Below are 11,340 nucleotides of genomic sequence, written 5' to 3'. Positions count from 1 at the left end.
TACTTTGCTTCGGGGAAACAACCTCGCTGCTCGATGAACGAAACCAGGAGGAAAATAGTGAAACTCAAGCCCACGTGGGCTGCTGCTGCAGTCGCCGCCGCGGCACTGGCCTTCACCGGAGCACCGGTGGCCGGCGCCGACGCCGACGTCAAGCACCTCGGACAGCCGGGTGAGCTCGTCAACGGCATGATCATCCAGCATTGGACGATCACCGGGCTCAAGCCCAGCACCGATTCCATCCCGTACCAGCCGGCCGGGACGCTGTGGGAGGCTACCGCCACCGACGAAGCCGTCTCGGGCTCGGCCACCCCGATCATCTCCAACCTCAACGCACGCGCCAAGAACGGCGAGACGTACCGGGTGCTGTTCGGCGTCGCCACCGAGCAGGGCGTCAACCCGTCGCCCATTGCCCAGGGCCAGAAGACCACGGGCAAGATCTACTTCGATGTCACCGGCGAACAGCCCGACAGCGTCGTCTACAACGACGGAGCCGCGGATCTGATCGTCTGGGTACAACCGCCGCCGGCTCCGCCGAGCCGAGCCACCGGGTCCACCCCGGCACGCACCGGTACGTCACCGTCGGTGGCTGCGCCCGCTGAGGACAGCACTCCGGCGGAATCCGCCGTCCCTGCCGAGCCGGCCGCTGTTCCTGCCACCCCCGCTCCCGAAGCCCTCCCGGCCGGCAGTTCGGGCACCCCGCTCCCCGAGGGCAGCTCCGGCACCCCGCTCCCCGAAGGCAGCTCCGGCACCCCACTCCCCGAAGGCGCCGCCCCGGCCGCCGAGCCGGGCCCGGCCCCCGTCCCGGCAGCGGCCACGCCCGCACCCGCACCCGCACCCGCGGGTAGCGCCGGGACCGCGCTGCCGCAGGGCAGTTCCGGCACCCCGCTTCCGGAAGGCGCGGCGCCGACGACCACGGTCGTCCCCGCACCACCTGCCTGACAGGCCGTTCGGCAACACTCCTGGCCGGTCACCCGACCGGTCAGGAGTGTGACGACCACCAGGTGTAGAGCTGAACCATGTTGGGCCCCTGCGGCCCTGAGTGGATTTCGCTGACCAGCTTCTCGGCAGTGGTCGTCCACGCGACCGTCGGCTTGTTCTGCTGGAACCCGCAGACCAGCGTGCCGGCCACCTGGTCCGGCGTCGCGTTGCGGCGCCACGGTCCCGGCGACTGGATGTTGCCCGGGCAGTTCACCACCGATGAGGTGTCGACGATGTCGTCGAACAATGTCTGCAGCGCGTCGTCGTCGCGAGCCAGGGTGTAGGTCGCCGCGAGCGGACCGCCCGCATCCGTGTTGGCTCCGCAACTCACTTGCGCCAGTGCGCCTTTCGGCGGGACGACAGGTGCGCAGACCCCGTCGGCGTAGCCGCGCGGCACCAGTCGCAGCAGGCGGTCTTCGGCTTCGGACTGCGACACGGTCGGCGTGGTGCTCGCGGTGTCGGTGGTCGACTGCCCAGGCTCCTCCGACGATGGCCACATCGCCCACGCCAGCACTCCGAGCGTCACGACGGCCACGGTCGCCGCTCCCACCAAGGCGACGGGACGGCGATTGCGCTGCACCGGGCGAGGATTCACCGACAGCGGTGCGTCGAAACGTGGCGCCGGCCCATCGGCGGGTCTCTGCAGCCGGTCGACGTGCAGCGGGCCGGTGTCCTCGTCGTCGGCAGTAGGTGGCTCGGAGGAGCTCATCTGGCCAAGAGTAGTAGGCCGGGCATGACGGATGCGCGAGGCCTCACTGTGTTACGCCGGTTTCGCAGGCCCTCGTACTCGACATTATGCGGCGTGATCTGGCAAATCTTGACAGAATCTGTAGCGGTGCGGGTTGTGTCTGAGCACTCGAGCGGGGGGACTGCTGATGTGCGGCATTTGTGGTATCTGGAACGACGAGGACGCGGATCCCGGTTCCAGGCGGCTCGATCGCATGCTGGCAGCTATCTTCCACCGCGGCCCCGACGGCGAGGGACGGTTCGAGCGACCCGGTCTGGCACTCGGAATGCGCCGGCTGGCCATCATCGACCTCGCGGGCGGGGACCAGCCCATCTTCAACGAGGACGGTACGGTCGCCGTCGTCTTCAACGGTGAGATCTACAACTTCCGCGAGCTACGCACCGAACTGGAGCGGCACGGCCACACCTTCACGACTCGCTGTGACACCGAGGTTCTTGTCCACGGTTACGAGCAGTGGGGCGATGACGTGCTGAACCGTCTCGTCGGCATGTTCGCCATCGCGCTGTGGGACCAGAACCGCCGTCGGCTGCTCGTCGCACGGGATCGCTTCGGCAAGAAGCCGCTGTATTACTCCCGCAGGGGACGCGAGGTGGTGTTCGGCTCGGAGATCAAAGCCCTTCTCGCCGCCGGTGTGTCGACTGATGTCGACGACGCCGCGATCGAGGACTACCTCGCGTTGCGTTACGTGCCGAGTCCGCGGACCCTGTTTCGCTCGGTGCGGCAACTGCCGCCGGGCCACAAGTTGGTCCTCAGCAGCGACAGCGTCGTGATCGAGCGCTGGTGGCGGCTGCGTTTCGACCGGAAATCCGCGACGGCGACGCTGACCGAAGCCGCCGACGAGGCGCAGGAGCTCATGCGGACAGCGGTCAGCCGGCGCCTCGTGAGCGACGTCCCGCTGGGTTGCTTCCTGTCCGGAGGACTGGACTCGAGCACCGTGTTGTCGTTCATGTCCGAGTTGACCGACGAGCCGGTGCGCACGTTCTCGATCGGCTTCGACGAAGGATGGGCAAGTGACGAACTGGCTGCAGCCCGGTCCACCGCGCAGGCCTTCGGCACGCGCCATCACGAAACCCGGCTGGGGCCCGCCGAGTTCCTCAACCTCATGCCCACCGCGGTCTGGCACCGCGACGAGCCCCTGGCCGAACCGTCGGAGATACCCCTGCTCGCGCTGTCCCGGATGGCGCATGAGCACGTCACCGTCGTGCTGTCCGGAGAGGGCGGCGACGAGCTGTTCGGCGGATACCCGAAGTACCGCGTGGATGCCCTGCTCGACCGTGCCGGACGACCGGCGCGTGCGGTGCTCGGAGAGCGCCGGCTGCGCCGGCTGGCCGAGTGGCACCGACTTCCGCGGCGCGCCCGGATGGCCGTGACAGCGCTGGCCACAGCGGATCCCGGGCAACGGTGGCCGGCCTGGTTCGGCGCCGACCGGCTGGCTGGACTGTCACCGGACGGGCTGCGGCCACTGGGCGGGTTGTTGTCGAGCATCGACGCCGACCTCGATCCCCTCGACCGCATGCTCGCCGTGGACGTCGAAAGCTACCTCGCCGACAATCTCCTGGTCCGGGGCGACAAGATGACCATGGCGGCCTCGATAGAAGGACGGATGCCGCTGCTCGACCACGAACTGGCCGAGTTCGCGGCGCGACTCCCGTCACGGTTCAAGGCGTCGCCGCGACACACGAAGATGGTGGTGCGCGAGATCGCCCGGCGCCGTCTTCCGGCAGAGGTGTTGTCCCGCAAGAAGATCGGGTTCCTCGTTCCGGTGGCCCCCTGGTTCCGGGGCAGCCTGGGCACGGCATTGGAACGTCTGACCTCGGGGCCGCAGGCACGGCCCGATCCGCTGCTCGACCCGGCCCGGGTACGCCACACACTCGAGGTGCACAGATCTGGTCGTTACGACTTCGGCAAAGAGCTCTGGAGCGTGTTGACCCTGGAGGTCTGGGCGCGGATTTTCCTGGACGGCTGCGACCCGGCGGAGCTGAACCTGGACGCCTGAGAGTCAGAGGTCCGCTTCGTCGGTGGCTGCGCGGAAGCCGGCGTGGTACACGACGCCGGTGGGCTGCGCCGCCTTCCGGTAGTAGCCCTCCTTGTAGTAGCAGGTGGTGGTGCCGGGAACCAGGGTGGCCAGGTAGTGGGTGTCCGAGCCGTCGGCGAATCTCTGGCGGGCACCGTTGAGCCACAATCGAATCCATCCCCGCTCCGGGTCGGTCGACCAGTTCACCTGCATCTTCACGTCGTGCCAACTGCCCACGTTCATCGGTGTCTCGAAGATGGTGTAGTCGCCGACGTACACCCCTGGGCTGGTCTGCACGTCGACGACCAGCGACCAGAACCCGTTCCTCGAACCCACGACCCATTCGAAACCCGAGGAGCCGATGGCAGAATCCGGGTGCCAACCATTGGTGACACCCCAGCCCAGGTCAGCGTGATTCTGCGGAAAGCTCGGGTCGAACATCGTCGAGAAGGTGTACCAACGCGTCTGGCCTTCGGTTCCGCCTGTCTCCCTTGCGTCGGAGCCCACGTCGGAGCGCTCGCCGCCGGCGAATCCGGGCCAGTCACCTGAGCGCACTTCGAAACGTGCGGCCTTGCCCTTGACCGGATCATCGACCACGCGCGCAGAATACGTCGGGACGTACCTGCGTCCCGGACCGTTGTACGAGGGGTTCTGGACACTGGCCCACTGGCGGAAATCACCCGTCGAATAGTCTCCGATGAACATCGTCGCCGCCTTTGCATCCGAAGGCACGCCGCCACCGACGGACCCGGCGACGAGGGTGAGCGCGATGACCGCGGCCAGTGATCTCCACCTGTGGGACACGACTTCTCCTTCAGGTCTGCTCTTGAATCGATGGATCCCGGTGGCGCATCTGTCGCACCACCGACGAGATTTGCCGCCAGGACGCGGGCGCCAACAGCGCCAGACACATCCCGTACAGCACGAGGTAACCGACGGCTTCCATGAGCAGGATGGTCGTTCCCAGGAGGAACCCCCGTTGATCGGAGTGGGCGACAAGATGCTCCATCAGGAACAGCGCGACGGCCGGCGGTGCCGCCACGATCACCGGCGGAATCAACCGCGCGATGAGCTCTCCCATCGTCACTCCTGCCGGCCGCCGCGCCAGCAGCAGGCTCAGCAGGCCGGCGGCGACCGACGACACCGACAGGGCCAGTCCGACTCCTGTGAGGCCCAGTGGCAGGAGTGCGAACAACAAGCCGATCCCGAGCACGGTGCCGACGATCGTCACCCAGTGCAACAGGCGGGTACGGCCCAGCCCTTTGATGGACTCCAGGCCGATGGCAGTCAGCGCAACCCCGGGGCCAGTACCGGCCAGGGCCACCAACATCACGCCGGCTCCTCGCCACTTCTCCCCGAGCAGCACTGTCACGAGCGGCTCGCCGACGGCGACGATGAACCCGGCGATGGGGATGACCACGCACCAGAGCACCTGCAGCGCCCGAAGGAATGCCGATCGAAACCGCTCGACATCGCCGGCCAGCCGGGAGAAGGCGGGGAACAGCACATAGGATCCGACGTCGACGACCGCGATCTCGGGCAATTCCCCGAGCCGGCGGCCGTAACGGTAATGGCCCAGTGCAGCGGCATTAAACACGGCGCCGACCAATGCGGTTTCAAGGAGATCACGGGCCTGGTTGACCAGGTGCCACACCACCAGCGGCAGTGAGAAACCGGCCAGTTCGCGCCACAGAGCGAACGACGGCCGCCCGCCCGTCCCGGGTCGCCACCCGGCCAGACTCCAGCTCGCGGCAAGCCAGAGGAGGACAGAGCAGTAGGAGGCCAGCACCAGGCCCCATACCCCGAACCCGTTGGCGCACAGGATCACCGATGTGACAGCGAAGCTCACCACCGTGATCGGCTGCACGATGTAGCGCGCGCGGAAGTCGAAGCGTCGCTGCATCAGTGCGTCCGGCACGTAGGTCAACGTGTGCAGGATGATCGTCCCGGCAGATGCCGCCGCGATCAGTCCGACGACGTCGCTGTCGAAGATCCGTGACATCAGTGGGGCGCACGCCAACGCCAGAGCAGCCCATCCGATAGCGGCGAGCAGCATCGCCCAGAAGACGGTGGCGGTGACGTCGTCGATGCGGCCCTTGCGCTGCACCAGCGCGTTGGCCATCCCCCCTTCGGCACACGTGACCAGGAAGCCGGACAGTACGGTGCCTGCGGCGAACCAGCCGACCTCGACCGGTGACAGCAGCCTGGCCAGCACAAGCGTCTGGGCGAAGGACACGAGTTGGGTGAACACCATGATCCCCGTCGCGATCGCGGCACCACGCCGTAGCGTCGCCGAGAGCGCACTCGGTGCCCCGGCTTCGCCGTCGAGGACGCCCGGACCGGATTCGTCATTCATGGCAGGCCATCACGAGGTGGAGTTCGTCCGGAATCTGCCTGCGCAGCGGCCAGGTGCGCACCCCGCGTCGACGTCGGGACCAGAGTCGGCATGTAGGTCTACCCCATCTCTGGCACGGACAGTTGACTCGCGTTCCGGGTGGCCTCGACGAATTCAGCAAGGGTGCCGATCGTCTCGAACACCTCACCGGTCAGGTCCTCGTCGTCGATCTGCAGGTCGAAATGACGCTCCAGGGCGACCGCGAGCGCGACGACGGCCATCGAATGCAGCTCGGGCATGCTGTTGAACAACGGGGTCGACCCGTCGAGCGTGTCCGCCCGGTCCTGGATGCCCAGTGTGGTGACGATGATCTGTTTGACACCGTCGAGTGTCTCTGCGGTGTAGTGCATGTGCTTCCCTCCCTGTTGATTTCGTTGACTCACACGAGCACTTCGGCCGGGTGGCCGCCGACCCGCGCGAAGGCGGAGATCGTCGCGTTCATGCCCCCACCGCCGCGCGGATCGCGGGCCGGTCGAACTTGCCGTTGGGCGAGCGTGGCATCTCCGCACACTCCACGACCGACGACGGCACCATGTACAGGGGCAGCCGTTGCCGCAGATCGGCTGCCAATGCCGAAGCGTCGAATGCGGCGGGGTCGACGGGAGTGACGACGAGCACCACCCGCTGACCGAGATCGTCGTCATCCACGCCGAGCGCGACGGCGCCCCGGACCCGCCGCGTCGCGTAGGCGACTTCTTCGATCTCGGTCGGGCTGACCCGGTAGCCTGACGTCTTGATCATGTCGTCGGCACGGCCGACGAAGTACAGAAAGCCCTCCTCGTCGGCGACGACGGTGTCTCCGGACCACACGGCCCGTTCGGGGGCGCGCCAGCTGTCGACGTGCCCGTGCACCGGTCTGAACCGTTCTTCGGTGCGTGCCGGGTCATTCCAGTAGCCGAGCGCAACCAGTGGCCCCCGGTGCACGAGCTCACCCTCCTCACCGGGGTCACACGGAGAGCCATCGGGACGCAGAACCAGGATCTCGTTGCCCGGTATGGCTTTTCCGATCGAGTCCGGTCTGCGGTCCACTTCGGAGGGATCGAGATAGGTGGACCGGAACGCTTCGGTCAGCCCGTACATCAAGAACGGTCGCGCGTGCGGGAAGAGCGTGCGCAGTTGGTCCAGCGTGGGTTTCGGCAGTCGACCGCCGGTGTTGGCGAAGTAGCGCAGTGCCGTGATGGCTTCCGGTGGCCAGTTCTGCTCGGCGATCTGGATCCACAACGGCGGTACGCAGGTCAACGCGGTGACGCGGTAGCGGGCGCACAGGCGCGGCACCTCCGATGGCCGCAGATAGTTCATCAGCACCACATGTGCCCCGACGCTGAACGCGGTGGTGAGCTGGCTGAATCCGGCGTCGAAACTCAAGGGCAGGGCGGCGAGCAGGACGTCGTCGGCGGTGTTCTGCAGATACTGCGCCACGCTCTCGGCGCCGGCGATGAGGTTGCGGTGGGTCAGGACAACGCCTTTGGGCCGGCCGGTGCTTCCCGAGGTGTACAGGATCGCCGCGATGTCGAGATCGATCGCGCCGCTGGGGGCGACGTCCGGGTCGGGTACCGCGCAACGCTCGGCCCACAAGTGCAGCGTGTAGTGGTGGTCGGGGTGTGCAGGCAGGTCAGCAGCCCCGACCAGCACGACGTGCCGCAATGAGGGGCAATTCCGGAGTTCTTCGGCGAGTACCGCGTACCGCTGCGGCGAGGTCACCAGGACGGTCACGGCGCAGTCGCCGAGGATGTGGCGCACCTGGCCGGCCTTGAGCACCGGGTTGACCGGCACGAAGACGCCTCCCGCCAGCGATGTGGCGAAGATGGCGGTGACCGTCTCGATGCGCTTCTCCAGGTAGATCGCGACGCGCTGCTCCCTGCGCAGGCCGAGGGACACCAATCCGGCTGCTGCGCCGCGGATGTCCGCCCACAGTCGGGCGTAGCTGGCGGTGTGGTCGGCGTACGTCAGGGCCGGGCTGCCGGGATGTGAGTGCGCCCGCTGCTCGATCAGGTGGTGCACATTGCTTCTCATGGGCGGGTATCGCTTCCTTCCGGTGGGTGATCGGCGCGGGCCTGGTGCGCCGATCACCACCGCATGTTGGTGAGTTCGCTGTAGAGGTAGTCGATCTGCTCCGGCCTCAAGCTGTCGCTGCGGTACATCTTGGGGTTCGGTGACACCTCCCTGGATCGGGGAAACGAACCTTCGACAACGTGCGATTCGACGATCGTTGCGGGTATGCCGTGCCGCAGCAGTAGATGTCGGAAGAAGTGCGCGTGAGCGGCTCGGAAGAGCTCGGGGTCGCTGACGTACACCAACGCGGCGAACAGCCGGCGTCGGAGATTCATGCGGGGGACGCGCCGGAAGATCACGTGGCAGGTCCGGTCGCCTCTGGTGATGACGACATGGTGCGCGGCGGCGGCACGGGCGTGGTCGCGATAGACGGCCAAATCGCGCCCCCGCAGGCTCTTCTCGATTCTGCGGCGGCTGGAGGAGACCCGGATGCCCTGCCGCCGCACGAGCCGGGGCACATTCGGTACCGCGACCGTCGAGGTCGCCAGCGCGACGAATCCCAGACGGGTGTTCAGGGTCATCACGTCCGGTATCGGGGACAGGTCGGTGAAGTGGTAGCGCTTCTGCCGAAGCAGGGCCCGCAGCAGGCTCAGCGCATGACATCGGTACGGTTCGGCGACGCACCATCCCGCCAGGTTGCAGAAGTGGTGCTGGACACCGTCGATCTCACGCTCGGAGTAGAGGGCGAGGTGTGCCCCCACGACGGCACCGTCGCAACGAAGCATGAAGCCGTGATTGGGTTGCGCCACATCCCAGGTCGGCAAGATCTCGGCTGCCCATCGATCGACCGGAACTTCCGGGTTGAGCTCGTCGTGGAGGAACCGTGCCACCGCCGGTAGGTCCGGCGGGGTGATCGGCAGAAGTTCGACGTGCGACTTCGCCGGTGTCCGCGCGGACCTCGGCGGTCCTGTGACGCTAGGCGACGACATCGGCGGCCACCTCCCGTCGTACCGGCGCTGGGCTCTCCGCCCGAGGGAATCGTCGGGGTCGTAGCGCGAATCCGGAGATCTTCAGTTTGAACACCGCGAAGGACTGATCTGTCGAAAAGCCCATGCGTGGAAGCGCAAAAGCATCAGAGTCGGTGTCGGCGAAGCCGTTGGTCGTCGACAGTGCCCACCTGACACCGTTGCGGCGCAGCGCCTCCCTGGTTCGGCAGTCGAAGTCCTCGACGCCCCCGTTCGGGTACGCGAAGACCCTGGGCGCTCGCCCGGTGTTGATCTCGACCGCTCGGCACGATTCCGACACCTCGTGGTCCAGTTTCGCGTCGTCGCAACGCGACAGGATGGGATGCGTGACGCTGTGCGGATACAGGGTCACCAACCCGTCTGCGGCAAGAGCCAGCGCCTCGGTCCAGGACAGCAGCTGGAACGGCCCTCCGGTCGGGCCGCAATGCTGACCCAGGGAATCGACCACCGACGCCATCTCGGCGAGCCGCCTGCTGTCGGGGAGTCGCTTCAACGCCTCGATCGTGTTGTCGCGGGCCTGGATCCGCTCGGCCAGGCTGTCCAGCGGGTGAACACCGAGGCCGAGCGAGGTCAGGTCGATCTCGGTTCGCGTCGTCCTGGCGAAGGCCTCCCAGAGCCGGTCCGGCCACAGCAGCTCTCGGGTTCCCATCGGCCCGGTGGCCAGGAAGACCGCCGCGGGCACCCCGAGTTCGCGCAGCACGGGGGCGGCGTTGGTCAGCAGGTTGCGCGTCCCGTCGTCGAAGGTCACCGTAGCGGCACGCCTGGGCAGTGAGCCGTCAGCGAGGCGTTCGAGTGCCTCTTCCAGCGGCAGCACATTGAAATGCCGGCGGACGTAGCGCAAGTCGCGACGCAGCGTGGCTGCGTCGATCACCCAGTCGCAGGGCGGTGACAACGGTTGGCTCTCCACCCCGTGGAACATCAGGATCGCCAACCGCCGCGACCGCCTCCAGCGAGCAAACGCGGGTACGGCACACGCGCACAGGATCCGGGCGCTCAGTTCTCTCATACTCACCATCGTGGTCCCCCTCGAGCCATCGCATTTCGGTACGCAGCCACGGTCAGGTCCGCGACTGTGTCTGCTGTGAACCGCTCCCGCGCAACGGCGTTCGCACGCCGCCCCAAGCGCAGCGACAGGTCCTGGTCGTGAATCAGCTTCAGCATGCGGTCCGCGAAGGTCGCTTCGTCGTCGGGCTCGGTGAGGAATCCGCTCTCACCGTCATCGACCATCTCCGGAACGCCGCCCACGCGGCTGGCCACGACCGGCTTCCCGGCTGCCATGGCCTGGGCCAGGATGGTCGGGGAATTCTCCTGCCGCGAGAACAGAATCACCGTGCGGGCGGCAGAGATCTCGTTGCGCATCTGCTCGTTGCCGACGGTCCCTGTCATTTCCACGGCATGTCCGATGCCGAGCTCTGTGATCCGGTCCCGTACGCGTTGCAGGTATTTCGGATCGGGGGCGGGGCCCACCAGCGAAAGACGTGCCGCGGGCACCGCCGCGACCACCCGAGCGAAGGCGTTCACCACTCCCAGCGGGTTCTTGTTCGGGGTGAAACCCCCGGCGAACAGGACGCGAGGCGCAGTCGGGCCCGAGGGAGCCAGGTCGAAGAACTCCGCGCCCACAGGGTTGGGGATGCACACCCGGGTTCCCCGTAGCGGGACATCGAGTGCTCTGGCATCCCAGTCCGAGATCGAGATGACCACCTTCGCACGGCTCACCACGCGCCGGCACATCCGGTGCACCATCCTGTCCCGCAACCGTTCCCGGAGGCGCACACCGTCGAGGGTGTCGGCCCCGGTCACCGAGAACGCCAGACCGTGTACGGTCACGGCGGTGTTCTGGCTGCAGCGCAGAGCGATATCGCCGTACAAGCCGATTTCCTGACCGTGCACCACATCGGGTCTGACCTGTGCGGCAAGCCGGCGGGTCCGGCGTACGTCGAGGAACGATCCGGTGATCGTCCGCAGTCGGCGTTGCCCACGCAGATAGTGAACGGTGACCTTCGCGCCTTCCCGCCGGATGTCGGTCGCCGCCTCACCGTTGTGGAACCGCAGGACGGTGACGCTCTCGACGTCGTCGCGTTGCGCCAGCGCCGGCACCAGAACACTTGTGGCCGACTCGATTCCGCCCTGGACCACTCCTGGTTCCAGCGGGTACGGCCCGATCATCAGAATTTTGATTCCCATGTCG

General features: G+C 67.2%; 10 protein-coding genes. 2 read left to right on the top strand and 8 right to left on the bottom strand.

Translation table 11 applies throughout. The features are described 5' to 3' along the window. Positions 1-57: 57 nt before the first annotated feature. The gene (locus ACQI46_RS10010) at positions 58-939 is read left to right on the top strand and encodes an MPT63 family protein (RefSeq protein WP_427093825.1); all 882 of its coding nucleotides are present in this window, start codon (positions 58-60) and stop codon (positions 937-939) included. A gap of 40 nt (positions 940-979) precedes the next feature. Here ACQI46_RS10010 and ACQI46_RS10005 read toward each other — a convergent pair whose 3' ends face one another. After that, positions 980-1,687 carry a hypothetical protein gene (locus ACQI46_RS10005; protein WP_427093824.1) on the bottom strand — a complete coding sequence of 236 codons (708 nt, stop codon included), beginning with the start codon at positions 1,685-1,687 and terminating at the stop codon, positions 980-982. Between the two features lie 166 nt (positions 1,688-1,853). On the opposite strand from ACQI46_RS10005, the gene asnB reads away from it, so the two are divergent. After that, positions 1,854-3,722: an asparagine synthase (glutamine-hydrolyzing) gene (gene asnB / locus ACQI46_RS10000; RefSeq protein ID WP_427093823.1), complete on the top strand. Its 1,869-nt coding sequence runs from the start codon at positions 1,854-1,856 to the stop codon at positions 3,720-3,722. 3 nt (positions 3,723-3,725) lie between these two features. Here asnB and ACQI46_RS09995 read toward each other — a convergent pair whose 3' ends face one another. The 7 genes from ACQI46_RS09995 to ACQI46_RS09965 all read right to left on the bottom strand — a co-directional run bounded on the left by ACQI46_RS09995 (position 3,726) and on the right by ACQI46_RS09965 (position 11,336). Continuing rightward, entirely contained in the window at positions 3,726-4,544 is an 819-nt protein-coding gene (locus ACQI46_RS09995; protein WP_427093822.1) for a heparin lyase I family protein, read from the bottom strand. A 10-nt stretch (positions 4,545-4,554) separates the two neighbouring features. Then, positions 4,555-6,096 (bottom strand): oligosaccharide flippase family protein, encoded by a 1,542-nt coding sequence (locus tag ACQI46_RS09990; RefSeq protein ID WP_427093821.1) that lies wholly within the window; start codon positions 6,094-6,096, stop codon positions 4,555-4,557. A gap of 98 nt (positions 6,097-6,194) precedes the next feature. Next, positions 6,195-6,485, bottom strand: coding sequence for an acyl carrier protein (locus ACQI46_RS09985; RefSeq protein WP_427093820.1), 291 nt, complete (start codon positions 6,483-6,485; stop codon positions 6,195-6,197). An 88-nt stretch (positions 6,486-6,573) separates the two neighbouring features. After that, complete coding sequence (locus tag ACQI46_RS09980; RefSeq protein WP_427093819.1) at positions 6,574-8,148, bottom strand: acyl-CoA ligase (AMP-forming), exosortase A system-associated; 1,575 nt, start codon at positions 8,146-8,148, stop codon at positions 6,574-6,576. Positions 8,149-8,201: 53 nt separating this feature from the next. Beyond that, a complete protein-coding gene (locus ACQI46_RS09975; protein WP_427093818.1) occupies positions 8,202-9,116 on the bottom strand; it encodes a hypothetical protein in 915 nt (304 codons plus the stop codon). Beyond that, positions 9,103-10,158, bottom strand: coding sequence for a polysaccharide deacetylase family protein (locus ACQI46_RS09970; RefSeq protein ID WP_427093817.1), 1,056 nt, complete (start codon positions 10,156-10,158; stop codon positions 9,103-9,105). The genes ACQI46_RS09975 and ACQI46_RS09970 overlap by 14 nt, the downstream gene beginning before the upstream one ends. A gap of 2 nt (positions 10,159-10,160) precedes the next feature. Then, complete coding sequence (locus tag ACQI46_RS09965; RefSeq protein WP_427093816.1) at positions 10,161-11,336, bottom strand: glycosyltransferase family 4 protein; 1,176 nt, start codon at positions 11,334-11,336, stop codon at positions 10,161-10,163. Positions 11,337-11,340: the final 4 nt, after the last annotated feature.

The organism is Mycobacterium sp. SMC-4, from assembly GCF_050205565.1.
Taxonomy (GTDB): Bacteria; Actinomycetota; Actinomycetes; order Mycobacteriales; family Mycobacteriaceae; genus Mycobacterium.
This window is presented reverse-complemented; position numbering and strand designations above follow the sequence as displayed.